13 protein-coding genes are annotated in these 12,974 nt (G+C 65.8%); 7 read left to right on the top strand and 6 right to left on the bottom strand.

Annotated features, from left to right (window positions below):
* Nucleotides 1-31: 31 nt before the first annotated feature.
* From ACSQ86_RS21135 to ACSQ86_RS21115, 5 genes are all read right to left on the bottom strand, one after another.
* A complete protein-coding gene (locus ACSQ86_RS21135) occupies nt 32-820 on the bottom strand; it encodes an SDR family oxidoreductase (protein WP_093102767.1) in 789 nt (262 codons plus the stop codon).
* A 51-nt stretch (nt 821-871) separates the two neighbouring features.
* The gene (locus tag ACSQ86_RS21130; RefSeq protein WP_436309539.1) at nt 872-1,801 is read right to left on the bottom strand and encodes a Bug family tripartite tricarboxylate transporter substrate binding protein; all 930 of its coding nucleotides are present in this window, start codon (nt 1,799-1,801) and stop codon (nt 872-874) included.
* A gap of 86 nt (nt 1,802-1,887) precedes the next feature.
* Nucleotides 1,888-2,868 carry a D-2-hydroxyacid dehydrogenase family protein gene (locus ACSQ86_RS21125; RefSeq protein WP_436304926.1) on the bottom strand — a complete coding sequence of 327 codons (981 nt, stop codon included), beginning with the start codon at nt 2,866-2,868 and terminating at the stop codon, nt 1,888-1,890.
* Between the two features lie 12 nt (nt 2,869-2,880).
* Nucleotides 2,881-3,606, bottom strand: coding sequence for an RraA family protein (locus tag ACSQ86_RS21120; protein WP_436309538.1), 726 nt, complete (start codon nt 3,604-3,606; stop codon nt 2,881-2,883).
* Between the two features lie 8 nt (nt 3,607-3,614).
* Nucleotides 3,615-4,361, bottom strand: coding sequence for a transporter substrate-binding domain-containing protein (locus ACSQ86_RS21115; protein ID WP_436304924.1), 747 nt, complete (start codon nt 4,359-4,361; stop codon nt 3,615-3,617).
* Nucleotides 4,362-4,475: 114 nt separating this feature from the next.
* On the opposite strand from ACSQ86_RS21115, the gene ACSQ86_RS21110 reads away from it, so the two are divergent.
* Nucleotides 4,476-5,444, top strand: coding sequence for a LysR family transcriptional regulator (locus ACSQ86_RS21110; protein WP_436309537.1), 969 nt, complete (start codon nt 4,476-4,478; stop codon nt 5,442-5,444).
* A 127-nt stretch (nt 5,445-5,571) separates the two neighbouring features.
* Nucleotides 5,572-6,627, top strand: coding sequence for a lysophospholipase (locus tag ACSQ86_RS21105; RefSeq protein ID WP_436309536.1), 1,056 nt, complete (start codon nt 5,572-5,574; stop codon nt 6,625-6,627).
* A 75-nt stretch (nt 6,628-6,702) separates the two neighbouring features.
* On the opposite strand, the gene ACSQ86_RS21100 is transcribed toward ACSQ86_RS21105, so the two are convergent.
* Nucleotides 6,703-7,497, bottom strand: a complete 795-nt coding sequence (locus ACSQ86_RS21100; RefSeq protein ID WP_436309535.1) for a fumarylacetoacetate hydrolase family protein — start codon at nt 7,495-7,497, stop codon at nt 6,703-6,705.
* Nucleotides 7,498-7,762: 265 nt separating this feature from the next.
* On the opposite strand from ACSQ86_RS21100, the gene ACSQ86_RS21095 reads away from it, so the two are divergent.
* The 5 genes from ACSQ86_RS21095 to eno are packed head-to-tail and all read left to right on the top strand — an operon-like array spanning nt 7,763 to nt 12,963.
* Nucleotides 7,763-8,611, top strand: a complete 849-nt coding sequence (locus ACSQ86_RS21095; protein ID WP_093102782.1) for a branched-chain amino acid ABC transporter permease — start codon at nt 7,763-7,765, stop codon at nt 8,609-8,611.
* On the top strand, nt 8,602-10,365 hold the full coding sequence (locus tag ACSQ86_RS21090) for a branched-chain amino acid ABC transporter ATP-binding protein/permease (protein WP_436309534.1): 1,764 nt from the start codon (nt 8,602-8,604) through the stop codon (nt 10,363-10,365). The genes ACSQ86_RS21095 and ACSQ86_RS21090 overlap by 10 nt, the downstream gene beginning before the upstream one ends.
* The gene (locus ACSQ86_RS21085) at nt 10,355-11,062 is read left to right on the top strand and encodes an ABC transporter ATP-binding protein (RefSeq protein WP_093102785.1); all 708 of its coding nucleotides are present in this window, start codon (nt 10,355-10,357) and stop codon (nt 11,060-11,062) included. The genes ACSQ86_RS21090 and ACSQ86_RS21085 overlap by 11 nt, the downstream gene beginning before the upstream one ends.
* Nucleotides 11,052-11,663 (top strand): cupin domain-containing protein, encoded by a 612-nt coding sequence (locus tag ACSQ86_RS21080; RefSeq protein ID WP_436304919.1) that lies wholly within the window; start codon nt 11,052-11,054, stop codon nt 11,661-11,663. The genes ACSQ86_RS21085 and ACSQ86_RS21080 overlap by 11 nt, the downstream gene beginning before the upstream one ends.
* Entirely contained in the window at nt 11,656-12,963 is a 1,308-nt protein-coding gene (gene eno / locus ACSQ86_RS21075; RefSeq protein WP_436304918.1) for a phosphopyruvate hydratase, read from the top strand. The genes ACSQ86_RS21080 and eno overlap by 8 nt, the downstream gene beginning before the upstream one ends.
* The last annotated feature ends 11 nt before the right edge of the window (nt 12,964-12,974 follow it).

Here is a 12,974-nt window from a genome sequence, read left to right as displayed (position 1 = left end):
CTCCTGTCGGCTCTGTGCCACTGAATACTTGCTAGACCACCATCGGCGTCAGAGCGCCGTCCATCGTGATGAGCGCCCCCGTCACATAGCTGGCACAGTCCGATGCGAGAAAGACGGCCGCGTTGGCAATCTCCTGAGGATGCGCGTAGCGACCCAACGGGATTCGGGCTTCGTTGGCCTTCAGCAGTTCTTCCTCGGGCTTGCCGGTCAGACGCGATTCCGTCTCGAGCGAGTTCTTCACGCGGTCGGTATAGGTCGCCCCCGGATTGATGGCGTTCACGCGAATGCCGTGACCGCCCCATGCGTTGGCCAGGCCCGCGGATACCAGCATCAAGGCCGCATTGGCCGCCCCGCCCGGCAGGTGCATCGCGCTCGCGACCTTGCCACCCGTTCCGATGATGTTGACGATCGATCCCGCGCGCCGCGCGACCATCGACTTCAGCGCCGCGTCCATCGCGTGCACGTAGCTGAAGTATTTGGCGTCCATCGCGGTTCGCCAGGCCTGCGCGTTCAGTTCCGCCGGCACGACGCGCTTTGCGCCGCCGGCCGAGTTGACCAGCACGTCGATCGGGCCGAGCGCCTCTTCCACCTGCGCGACTGCCGCGAAGGCGCTGCGCGGGTCGATGAAGTCCGCCACGGCGCAAAGTACGTCGAAGCCTTCCCTGGCCAGTTCGGCAGCGGCGGCGCGCAGGTTCTCCTCGCTTCGCGAAGCGATCGCCACGCGCGCGCCCTCGGCCGCAAAGGCCCGCGCGCATGCCAAGCCGATGCCTTTGCTGCCGCCCGTCACCAGGACCACCTTGCCTTGCAGATTCAGATTCATCTCGATTCTCCTCATTGAACGCGCCGCACCGGCACCGCACTGCGGCGCCTATTACTCGGCCTTGATGTTCGCCTCTTTGACCACCCGGGCCCAGCTTCTCAGATCGGATTCGATGACGGTCGCCATCGCTTCCGGCGTGCTCGAACGAACCTCGATTCCTTGCTTGGCAAGCACTGCCTGGACGTCCGGCATGGCGAGGACGCGCATGACATCGGCATTCGCCTTGCGGATCACATCCGCAGGCGTCTTCGCCGGCGCGACGAAACCCGCCCAGATGTCGACGGAAAAACCGGGCAGGGCTTCGCCCACCGTCGGCAGCTGCGGCAGCGACGCATAGCGCGTTGCGCCCGTACCGGCAAGCAGCCGCAGGCGCCCGGACTCGATATGCGGCAGCAACGCATTCGCCTGGCCAAGGAACAGATCCACGCGCCCCGCGAGCAGGTCCGGCAGCGCGGCCTGTGCGCCCTTGTAGGGAACGTGCTGGATCGATGTTCCGCTCATGCTCTTGAGCAACTCGAGCGAGAAGTTCTGCGGCGAACCCGGTCCGCCGGAGGCGTAGGTGAGTTGTCCCGGCCGCGCCTTCGCAAGCGCCAACAATTCCTTGACGTTCTTGGCCGGCAGTGCCGGATGGACCACGAGCAGGTTCTGCACGGAGATCGCAAGACCAAAGGGGGCGAAGTCCTTGACGGGGTCGTAAGGGACCGCGCCGAGCAACGGCGCGAAGACCAGCACGCTGTTCGGGGCTACCAGCCAGGTGTAGCCGTCCGCGGGCGCGTGCGCCACGGCCTTGGCCGCAATCGCCCCGCCGGCGCCCGGCTGGTTCTCCACGATCACCGGCTGTCCCCAGATTTCCTGGAGCTTCTGCGCCACGGTGCGGGCGAGCACGTCGGGACTGCCGCCTGGCGTGAACGGCACGACGATCTTGACGGGCTTGTTCGGATAGGGCTGCGCAACGGCAAACCCAGGGATGAGGCTCGACAAGGCAAACGCTACGAAAGCGCAGAAGCGCCATGAGCACATGTGTATGTCTCCCAATCAATTCGGCCGTACGGCGAGCATCCGGTCGATCAGGCCCGGAGTGTGCGCAGCACCTCGGGGTTGTGAACGGCGATCGGCTCGCCGGCCTCGAAGGCCAGGATTTGCCGAAACGCGTTCCCGTAGGCGATCTCGTGATTGTCGATCTCGACGTAGCCGATGTGCGGGGTGCACACTGCATTGGGAAGCGATAGCAACGGGTCGGCGGCGCCGAGGACTGGTTCGTGGTCCAGCACGTCGACCGCCGCCATCCCCGGCCTGCCTGCCTTCAATGCAGCCACCAGCGCGCCAGGGTCGATCAGTTCCGCACGGCTGGTGTTGACCAGCAGCGATGTGGGTTTCATGCGTGCCAGGTCGTCGGCCGTGACTCTCCCGCGCGTGTCGTCGTTGAGCCGCAAGTGCAGCGAGATCACGTCGCAGCGCTGGAAGAAGTCGGCGCGGTCTCTTGCCATCGCGAGCCCATCGCCCTCGGCCGCGATGCGGCTGCCTTCGCGCCCCCACACGAGCACCGGCATCTCGAAAGCCTTGGCGTAGCCGGCGATCACTTTTCCGATGCGGCCGTAGCCGAGGATGCCCAGCGTGCGGCCCCGCAGCCCCCGTCCTATCGTGCTCTGCCAGCGCCCCTGCTTCAGCGCTTCGACTTCAAACGGAATGTGGCGCAGGGCCGCAATCATCAAGCCCCATGTCAGCTCCGCTGCCGCGTAGGAGGGCCGCGACGTCAAGGTCGCACTGACGAGCACGCCATGACGCGTGCATGCCGCAAGGTCGATGTGCGGAACATGGCCGTTCTGGCTGATCAGCTTGAGCTTCGGCAGGCGTTGCAGCAGCGCCTCGCCGACCGGCGTTCTCTCGCGCAGCAGCACGATCGCTTCCGCGTCCTGGAGCCGATCGGCGAGCACATCGAGGTCGCTCACGTAGTCGGTGTAGATGGTGACGGCCTTGTCCGCGATCAGGCTGAAGCAGTCCAGCTTGCGGACAACGTCTGCGTAGTCGTCGAGGATGGCGATGTTCATGGGTGATCCGCTTCAGGCGTTCGTCGGCAGGTCCGCGACGGGGAGGCCTTCGTCGATGAGCCGGCATTTGCGCTCCTCGGCGGCGGCCTTCTTCAGGGCGAGTTCCAGCACTTCGCGCGCCCTGGCTCGAGGAATGAAGCAGACGCCGGTGTCGTCGGCGAATGCGATGTCCCCCGGAGAAACGCGAACGCCGCCGATGTTCACGTCGCCGTTGATCTCGACCGTCTCGATGCGCCACTTGCCTGTCATCGGCGTCACTTCGGTGGCCCACACCGGGTAGCCGACGTTTCGCGAGTGCGGCACGTCGCGGATGCCGCCGCTGACGATCGCGCCAGCCTCGCCCTGGCGCTTCCCGGTCTGCGCCGAGATGCCGCCCATGTTCGACACACCCGCCACGCCGTCAATCACGATGACATCGCCCGACTCGGCCAGGTTGTGCGCTTCGAACTCGGCCATCCCGTTGACCTTTGCGCGGGCAGCTTCATACGGGTGCTCGCGCAACGCGATGTTGCGCACTGTCAATGCAGGGCCGACGATGCACGCGCCTGCCATCGTCGGCCTGAACCAGCTGGCGGGCAGCACGCCCGTGATGCCGAGTTCGTCCATGATGTCCGACAGGATGCCGCTTGCGTCGCCCAGCGAGAGGAAGCCGGCGATCAGATCTGGATCGGGTCTCGGGAGCGCCGTCATGAGGATGCGCTCGGGCGCGATCTTTCCAGTGAGCTTTCGTTCTGCCATTGCGCGTCCTATCGGGTTGTGCGGCCGCGCGGCTCGGCCGGTGCGACGTCGAGTCCATCCACGCCGCTGCGCAACACCGAATCCGCCAGGAAGCCGCTCGCGCGCAGGTCGTCCAGCGCCGCGTTGATCCACTTCAGTCGATCACTGCGGTCTAGAGGAACTGCGATCGCTTGCGGTACGCCATAGAAGTTGTCGGGCAGCAGCCGAAGTCCCGATGCGTCTCGCGTATTGGCTGCCAGTCGCTGCCGGTTGCCGGCAAAGGCAATCACGCTTCCGTCCGTGAGCCATTGGACGGCCTCTCGCAGCGTGTAGTCGGGCGTTGCACGAACACGCGCGGCGCCCAGCCGCTCTTGCAGCCATACGCCCACACTGTCGTCCGTGTTCACGCCAACTGCTTGTGTGGCACCGTCCAGGTCCCGGACCGACTGCATCTTCGAGTCGGCGCGCACCAGTGCACTCTGTTGCACCAGCATGTACGTCTGGGAGTAGAGCGCCGTGCCCTTTCGCTGCGGATTCGGGGCTACGAATCCGATGTCGGCCGATCCGCTTCGCACTGCTTCCAGGACATCAGCCGCCGTCGCGAGAGGTGCAATGGCCGTCGGCACGCCCGCTCTGCGACCCAGCTCACGGGTGAGATCGGCCACCACGCCCGAGACGACGCCGGTGGCGGGATCGCGGCGCGCCTGCGCCAGGTTGGCGACGATGTATGCAGCTCGCAGCTGGCCCGTGGGTGCCATGACCGGTTCGGCGGCCATGACGGTTCCAGCGAGCAGCGACATAAACAATGGAGAGTAAGTAGCCAGCCTGATCATGCAATATCGCGCTTTCAGCGTCCGCCGTATTTCTTGCACGCATCTTCACCCGCATGGATGCACGCGTCCAATTTAGAATTCGCCGGTATCGTCATCATTCCAGTGAATAACGTGCGGCTGGATCTCAATCTGGTTTCCATCTTGGAAGCCGTCATGCTCGAACGCAACGTCACGCGCGCAGCGGCCAGTCTCGCGATGACCCAGCCCGCCGTCAGCAACGCGCTTCGTCGCGCCCGCCGACTGACCAACGACGATTTGTTCATCAAGGTCCCCGATGGCGTTCGGCCGACGGCGCGGATGATGGCGATGTGGCCTGAGATCCATCGGTCGCTTGCCGTCTTGCGCGCCTCGATCGCGCCGCAGCACTTCGATCCTCGTGCGGACTCCACCACCTTTCGCATCGCGGTGACCGACAGCCTTGCATCCCAGGCGGTCTCCGGCATCACGCTGAAGCTGAGCGAAGCCTCACCTTTCGGACGCGTCGTGTTCTCCCGCCACACGAATGCCAGTTCACTCGAGGCGATCGAACTCGGCACGCTGGACTGCGCAGTCGGGATGTTTCCAACGCTGCCCCACAGCGTCCACGTGCACAGTCTTCGCGCGGACCACTACGTCTGCGTCATGAGGCGAGGGCACGAACTCGGTCGCGCGATGTCTCTGGATGCGTTTGCCGAAGCGCGGCATGTGCTTGTATCGCCGTCGGGCCAGGACATGGGCATCGTCGACAGCTGGCTCAGCCTGCATGGCCGCGGCCGCAGCGTGGTCGCGGTCGTCAACCGCTTCGCCGACGCACTGCGGATCGTGGCCGACAGTGACTTGCTGGTCTGCATTCCCAACGACCTTCTCCATGACCAGTCTCGCAAGCTCATGGTCAAGAACAAATTTGTGACACGGGACCTGCCGTTCGAAGTGGAGAAGCTCCTGTACAAGTTGATCTGGCACGAGCGCCTGCATGCTCACCCTGCTCATCAATGGTTCCGCTCGCTCGTGGCGGAGGTCTGTGGCGCAACCGTGCGCGATCGTTGAACAACCCTGGCCGGCGCACGGCTCGTCAATGAGCGGACCCAATGAGTTCATTTGCTTTCCTCGTTGGACGCGTCGCATTCGAAGACCTCTAATTCGTGGACTACCACGAACACGACGGAGACTCTTCATGCTTCACATGTCCGGAAAGATCGCCGCCGCGGCCTGCGCGCTTGTGGTCGGATGCGGGAGCATCGGGGCCGCCGCCGCGGCCTCGATCGGCGGGCCCCTGAACCTGGCCGACGAAGGAATGTTCTTCGTCAATGGGAAGGCAGTCACTTCCAAACATGCGGGGGTTTCGCCTGCCGGTCCGGTTCGCCCAGGGACGGTGACCGTCAACCAGATGTACGTGCACTACCGCGTCCCCGCAAGCAGAACCAGCGCCATCCCCATCGTGCTGGTGCATGGCGGTGGGCTGACCGGCATGAGCTACGAGACCACTCCCGACGGACGGGAGGGGTGGGCAACCTACCTCGTGCGCAAGGGTCATGCCGTCTACGTCGTCGACACGCCCGGGCGCGGACGCTCCGGCTTCAACTCGACAGCCATCAACGAGGCCAAGGCCGAGGGAAGCGTCTCGGGGCTGCCCGCCAGTGTGTTGATGGTGACTGCCGAACTTGCCTGGCCTCTCTTTCGCTTCGGGCCTTCGCACGGAACGGCGTATCCGGATACCCAGTTCCCGGTCGAGGCGTTCCCGCGATTCGCTTCCCAGGGCGTGCCTTTTGCCGAGGCCATGCTCGAGGGAGGTGGCATGGGCACGGCCCCGCAGGCGCTCGCGGCGCTGCTGGACGATATCGGGCCCGCGATCGTCGTGGTGCACTCGCTGGCGGGGCCCTTTGCCGATGCCTTGGTCGGTCTGCGTCCCGCCCTGGTCAAGGCGGTCGTCAACATCGAGGGTGCGCAGTCGGTCGTTCCCACCGACGCGCAGATCGCGGCCTACAGAGGTGTCCCCGTGCTGGAACTGTTCGGCGACCATCTCGACGCTCCCGTGTTCACGGGCCAGCCTCGCTACGAGGCACGCAAGGCCGTGGTCGAGCGGATCAATCGCCTCGAGGCAGGCAGGGCGAGCCTGGTGCGGCTTCCCGACGTGGGCATCAAAGGCAACTCGCACATGATGATGCAGGACAAGAACAACCTAGAGGTGGCTGACTTCATCCTGCGCTGGATCGCGGACAAGGTGCGCTGAGTCATCCTCCGGCGTTGTGTGACGGCAATGACGAGGCCGAACCAGCTCCTGTCCGACCGCGGGACCGGCCGTTCGCTACGAACGCGGCGCGTTGCCGCGATCCTCCGCCACGACATCGTTGCGCAGGATGCCAATGCCCTCGATCTCGACTTCGATGGTGTCGCCCACCTGGATCGGGCCGACGCCCGCGGGGGTGCCGGTCATGATCATGTCGCCCGGCAGCAGGGTCATGTACCTGCTGAGGTAGGAGACGATGGCAGGCACCGAGAAGAGAAGATCCGCGGTCGTGCCGTCCTGGCGCACGGCGCCGTTGACCCGCGTGATGATTCCGAGCCTGGAAGGGTCCAGTGCGGTGGCGATCACCGGCCCCATCGGCGCGAAGGTGTCATAACCCTTGCCTGCCAGCAGGCAGCCGAATTCGCTTTCGCGGCGCTGCAGCACCCGATCGCTCACGTCGTTGCCGCAGGTGTAGCCGAGCACATGGTCCAGCGCATTCGCCGGGGACACGTGGCGCGCTTGTTTGCCGATGACGACAGTGAGCTCGCCCTCGAAGTGGATGTTCTGTCCATCGTCGGGGTAGACGATCGACTCGTTCGGACCAATGACCGTCGTGCTCGGCTTCATGAACAGCACGGGCAACTGAGGAACCGCCTTCCCGACCTCGTTCGAATGCGCGGTGTAGTTGTAGCCGAGCCCGAACACGCGCGGCCGCTCGATGGGGGCGAGAAGGCACACAGCCGCAAGCGCATCGATGGCCCCGCTGCGCTTCAGGCCGTCAAGCGGCGAACCCTCCAGTCGAACGATCGTTGTCTCGTTCTCGATGACTCCGTAGTGGACGCATTCGTCCAACGCGTATCTGGCGATGTGCATGGGTGTGGTTCCGTTTTCTTCCGTTGAGACCGATATCTAGTGCTAACGTTAGCCTGAGAGGCATTGATTGTCAACGAAGGCTATCTACAAGTAATAATTTTCGAAAGATCGTTGACAAGCCGATTGCGCGTTTGCAAGAATATGCGCAAACGTTAGCACAAGCAAGGAGACATTCGCTCATGAGCAAAGTTGGACACCATCTGCGGTTCGCCCCTGTCGGCGCCGCATCGCCCGGACGGGATCCCGAGTCGGGCGCGCGCGCATCATGAGCCTGACGCTGCTCGCACAATCGGCCATCGGCGGCTTGTTGCTCGGTGGCATCTACGGGTTGCTCGCGCTCGGACTCAGCTTGAGCTGGGGCTTGCTGCGCCTGGTGAACCTGAGCCACTTCGCCTTGGCCTTCCTGGGTGCCTACCTCACCTATCAGCTGGGAACGCAGTTCGGCATTGCGCCGTGGTTGTCGGCGCTCGTCGTGGTGCCTGCGTTCTTCGTCGCCGGGCTCGCCTTGCACGCGCTCTTCGTGCGCTTTCAGGTCAGCGAGTTCGCGTCGATGCTGGTCACCTTCGGGATCACGATCCTGATCGAGTCCCTGATTCAATGGATCTGGTCTGCGGACTTCCGGAAGTTCGAGTCCGGCTACGCCCAGGAATCGCTGCGGATCGGAGCAGTGTTCGTGCCCGTGCCCGAGCTCGCCGCCTTCGCTTGCGCGGCGCTCCTTGCAGTCGCCGCGTGGGCAGGGCTGAACCGGACCTTGCTCGGCAAGGCATTGCGCGCCGCCGCCCACGATGGCGCTATCGCGGCAGCCTTCGGCATCAACGCCAGGCGGCTGTCGTACCTTCTTGCCGGCCTGTGCGCCGCCTCGGCCGGCGTCGCCGGTGTGTTCATCGCGCTGACCTCGACGCTCGCGCCCTCTCAGATAGAGGCCTGGATCGGCGTCGTCTTTGCGGTCGTGATCATCGGCGGGCTGGCCAGGCCGCTCGGCGCTCTTGCCGCCGGCTGTCTGATCGGCGTGTCCGAGTCGGTCACCATGGCGGCGGTCAATCCCGCCTGGGCGCCGCTGGTCGCTTTCTCGATCCTGATCGTCCTCCTGCTGTGGAGGCCCAAATGGCTCTGACCCGACAGCCTGCCCGGACGGCGGCAGTTGCGGCCGTCGCGCTTCTGGTCGCGCTTCCCTACTCGGGCGTCGCCGACTTCTACCTGTCGTACCTCTATGTCGTTTTCTTCTGGATTGCGCTCGCCACGAGCTGGGGAATCTTGAGCGGCTATTCGGGGTACTGGAGTTTCGGCCACGCGGCATTCTTCGGTGCCGGCGTCTATACGACGGCCACGCTGGCCGGCAAATGGGGCGTGCCCTTTCTGCTGACAGTTCCCGCGGCGGCGGCGATCGCGGCCGCGCTGGCGCTCGGCATCGGGCTCGTGGTGTTCCGCATCAAGACCCTGCGCGCCGAGTTCTTCGCGCTGCTGACGCTCTCCGTCACCTTCGTGCTGGCCGCGATCATCTCCAACACGCCGCTCGACGGCGGCGGCGGGATCTACCTGAGCAACGTCTCCGTCCCGCAGTTCGGCACGACGGTACCCGGCGCCATCTATCTCCTGGGGCTCGCGCTTGCGCTTGCCGCGCTCGCCGTTTCGCGCCGGGTCCTTCGCTCGCGCCTGGGGGCGGGTCTGCTGGCGATCCATGACGACGAGGACGTGGCGGAAGTCAAGGGCGTGCCGACCTTGCACTACAAGCTCATCGCCTTTGCCATCTCCTCGGCGATTGCCGGTGCGGCGGGGGCGATCCAGGCCGCTTACGTGGGCTACGTCACCGTCGGGGAGACCTTCTCGATCACCGTGCCGCTGTACGTCGTGCTCATGAGCATCCTCGGTGGCGCCCGTCATTGGGCCGGGCCCGCCATCGGCGCCACCTTGATCACCGTCGCGTTGAGCATCTTCATCGGCGGCGGGCACGCCGAACTGGGTCGTGCCGGCGTCGCGCTCGCGCTCGTGGTGGTGATTCTGGTCCTGCCCCGAGGGATCGCCCCCAGCCTGCTGGGTCGTCTGGTGCGCCGGAAGGACGCCGCGCCTGCGGCTGCGCAAGAGCTTCGCAACGTGGTTGTGATGAAGTCGCCTGCAATCCAGACTGCCACCGGACGGCCGCTGCTGATATGCCGCGGCGTCACAAAGTCCTTCGGTGGCATCCGGGCGCTGCAGGGTGTTCATCTGCAGGTCTACGAGGGGGAGATCCTGGCGCTTGTCGGGCCGAACGGCTCCGGCAAGTCGACGCTGATCAACATGATCAGCGGGCACTTCTCGCTCACCTCCGGCTCCATCCAGCTTGCGGGCGCGGCCATCGACGGCCTGGCACCCCATGAGATCGCGCGCCGCGGCATCGCGCGCACCTATCAGATTCCCCGCCTCTTCGACCACCTGACGGTGCTGGAGAACGTGCGGCTGTGCGCCTTCTTCGGTGGTGCGCGCGAGACGGCAGGGGAGAGCAGTCCGGACGCGCTGGCCCGTCGCTGGCTTGCATTCACTGGACTGGAGGCCAAGGCAGACGCGCTGCCGCCCGCGCTTAATCTGCATGAACGCAAGTTCGTCGAATTCGCCCGCGCGCTGGCGGCTCGGCCACGGCTTCTGCTGCTGGACGAGGTGCTTTGCGGCTTGACGCCGACCGAAGTCGACCAGGCCATCACGATGATCCGGAAGATCAGGGCGGGCGGCACGACCATCGTCTTCGTCGAGCACCTGATGCGCGCCGTGGTCGCTCTCGCCGATCGCATCGCGGTGCTCGACCAGGGGACGCTGCTCGCCCTGGGGCCACCGCGTGAAACGATGCAGGATCCCCGCGTCGTGGGCGCCTACCTGGGGACCGCCCATGCTGCTTGAAGTGCGAAACCTTCACGTGTCCTACGGCGATGCGCCGGCTCTCTGGGATGCGACCCTCGACATCGGCGCCGGCCAGATCGTCGCGGTGGTCGGACCGAACGGCGCGGGCAAGAGCACGCTGATCAACGCCATCGCGGGCATCCTGCGCCCGAGGCAGGGTGAGGTCCGGCTCGACGGCACGGACATCGCGCGGATTCCGGGCCATCGCGTGTGCGACCACGGCATCGCCATCGTCCCGGAAGGAAGGCGCCTGTTCACCCACATGACCGTTCTCGAGAATCTCGAGCTCGGCAGCTATCGCGCCGAAGCGCGTGCCTCGGGGGAAGGCTCGCTCGACAAGGTGTTCTCGCTCTTTCCGATCCTCAAGGAGCGGAGACACCAGATTGCCGGCTCGATGTCCGGGGGGCAGCAGCAGATGGTGGCGATCGGCCGCGCGCTCATGGCGCGCCCCCGGCTGTTGCTGATGGACGAACCCTCGCTCGGCCTCTCGCCGGCTGTGGTCGACGACATGTTCCGGATCATCCGCACGATCAACGAGCGTGGCGTCGCCGTGCTGCTGGTCGAGCAGAACATCCACAAGGCGCTCGAGATGGCGCACCACGCCTATGTCATCGAGCAAGGTCGGATCGTGACCTCGGGCAAACCCGACACGCTGCTCAGCAACCCTCGCATCCGGGAGGCCTATCTTGGCGTCTGATTTCTCACATGACGAAGGGGTGCCGCTTGCCGTCCGCCGGCTCGTCACCGGGCACGATGGGGGCGGCGCGTCGGCGGTGACGCTCGACACGACGGTCCCGCGTTCCAACGCCTTCCAGCACATTCCGGGCATGGTGTCCCGGCTCGTGTGGGCCACCGCGCCGGTGCCCGGCTTGCCTTTCGACGGCGCGGACCCGACGCCAGCCGTCGCCGACATCGTTCCGGCATCCGGTGCGACGCGCTTTCTGATCGTCACCTTCCCGCCGGACAGCGTGTTCTCGGCGCCGGGCTTCGATCCGGCCGCCGCTGCCGCAGAAAACCTGGCGATCAGCCCGGGGCTGGCCGAGCGCTTCGAACCCGATGGCATGCACACCACCGAGACCGTGGACTACGGCATCGTGCTCGACGGCGAGATCTGGCTCGAGCTCGACGAGGGGCGCTCGGCACATCTTCGGCGCCATGACGTGGTGGTTCAGAACGGAACCCGCCATGCGTGGCGAAACAAGAGCGAGCGCTGCGCGACGCTCGCCTTCGTGCTGATCGGGGCTTCGGCTGCGGCACGGGACAACACGCCATTCGACACAGGACATTCTCATGACTGATACAAGAATCACGCGGCTGCACGGGCGGCGCGTGTGGGATTCGCGCGGACGCCCGACGGTGGAGGCGGAGGTCGCCCTGGCGTGCGGAACCGTGGCTCGCGCCATCGCGCCCGCTGGCGCTTCCACCGGCAGCGGCGAGGCGCTCGAGTTGCGTGACGGCGGCACGCGCTTCGGCGGCCTGGATGTGACGAAGGCGCTCACCTCGATCCGGGAAATCGCGGCATCCCTCGTTGGGCTCGATGCACGCGACCAGGCCGGAATCGACGCGCGTCTGGTGACACTCGACGGCACCCCGGACCGCAGCCGCCTGGGCGGCAACGCGATCGTGGCCACCTCGATGTCGGTGCTGCACGCCGCAGCTTCGGCGGCGGGGCAGCCCTTGTGGCGTTATCTCGCCGGCGAACGGCCGGTGCGCATGCCGCTGCCCGAAGTGCAGATCTTTGGCGGTGGCGCGCATGCAGCGCGGCGCGTCGATGTGCAGGACTTCATGGTGATGTGTCCCGCTGCCGGCAGCTTCAGCGAGGCGCTCGAATGGACCGCGGAGATCTACCGCGCCGCCGGCGCCCTGATGAAGAAGGCAGGCAAGCTCCAGGGGGTCGCCGACGAAGGAGGCTACTGGCCAGCCTTCGACTGCAACGAACAGGCGCTGGACATGCTGATGCAGGCCATCGCCGATGCCGGCCTGCGCCCGGGCGAGCAGGTCGGCATTTCCCTCGACATCGCAGCCTCCGAATTCGGCCGCGACGGGCGCTACGCGCTTGCGCTCGATGGCCGCAGCCTCGACACCGGCGAAATGATCGCGATGCTCGGCGCTTGGCTCGACGCGTATCCGATCCTGTCGATCGAGGACCCGCTCGCCGAGGATGACCCGGCGGGTTTCCGTCAGTTCACCGAAGCCTATGGCGCCCGCTGCCAGATCATCGGCGACGATTTTCTCGTGACGAACGCGGCCCGCGTGGCGGCCTCCGCCGCCGAAGGATGCACGAACGCGGTGCTGATCAAACCCAACCAGGCCGGCACCATCACCGAGACGCACGCGGCGCTGGCCGCCGGCAAGCAGGCGGGCTTTGGAACCATCGTTTCGGCGCGCTCGGGCGAAACCGAGGACGTGACCATCGCGCATCTCTGCGTCGGCTGGGACGCCGGCCAGCTCAAGGTGGGTTCGTTCTCCCGCTCGGAGCGCATGGCCAAGTGGAACGAGGTCCTGCGCATCGAGGAATCGCTGGGCCGCGACGCGGTGTTCAGCGGGTGGTCCGCATTGCCGTTCCTCGTTCCATCAACACGGCGCAAGCCACACTAGAAGGCAGTCAT

This window comes from Variovorax sp. LjRoot130, assembly GCF_964253755.1.
Classification (GTDB): domain Bacteria; phylum Pseudomonadota; class Gammaproteobacteria; order Burkholderiales; family Burkholderiaceae_C; genus Variovorax.
Note: the sequence above shows the minus strand (reverse complement) of the source record. Positions and strands in the feature narration are given on the sequence as shown.

What these genes read in the sequence shown, in the direction of transcription:
- ACSQ86_RS21135 (WP_093102767.1), bottom strand. Translation starts at nt 820, where the DNA reads ATGAATCTGAATCTGCAAGGCAAGGTGGTCCTGGTGACGGGCGGCAGC.
- ACSQ86_RS21125 (WP_436304926.1), bottom strand. Translation starts at nt 2,868, where the DNA reads ATGAACATCGCCATCCTCGACGACTACGCAGACGTTGTCCGCAAGCTG.
- ACSQ86_RS21120 (WP_436309538.1), bottom strand. Translation starts at nt 3,606, where the DNA reads ATGGCAGAACGAAAGCTCACTGGAAAGATCGCGCCCGAGCGCATCCTC.
- ACSQ86_RS21115 (WP_436304924.1), bottom strand. Translation starts at nt 4,361, where the DNA reads ATGGCCGCCGAACCGGTCATGGCACCCACGGGCCAGCTGCGAGCTGCA.
- ACSQ86_RS21110 (WP_436309537.1), top strand. Translation starts at nt 4,476, where the DNA reads ATGCACGCGTCCAATTTAGAATTCGCCGGTATCGTCATCATTCCAGTG.
- ACSQ86_RS21105 (WP_436309536.1), top strand. Translation starts at nt 5,572, where the DNA reads ATGCTTCACATGTCCGGAAAGATCGCCGCCGCGGCCTGCGCGCTTGTG.
- ACSQ86_RS21100 (WP_436309535.1), bottom strand. Translation starts at nt 7,497, where the DNA reads ATGCACATCGCCAGATACGCGTTGGACGAATGCGTCCACTACGGAGTC.
- ACSQ86_RS21095 (WP_093102782.1), top strand. Translation starts at nt 7,763, where the DNA reads ATGAGCCTGACGCTGCTCGCACAATCGGCCATCGGCGGCTTGTTGCTC.
- ACSQ86_RS21090 (WP_436309534.1), top strand. Translation starts at nt 8,602, where the DNA reads ATGGCTCTGACCCGACAGCCTGCCCGGACGGCGGCAGTTGCGGCCGTC.
- ACSQ86_RS21085 (WP_093102785.1), top strand. Translation starts at nt 10,355, where the DNA reads ATGCTGCTTGAAGTGCGAAACCTTCACGTGTCCTACGGCGATGCGCCG.
- eno (WP_436304918.1), top strand. Translation starts at nt 11,656, where the DNA reads ATGACTGATACAAGAATCACGCGGCTGCACGGGCGGCGCGTGTGGGAT.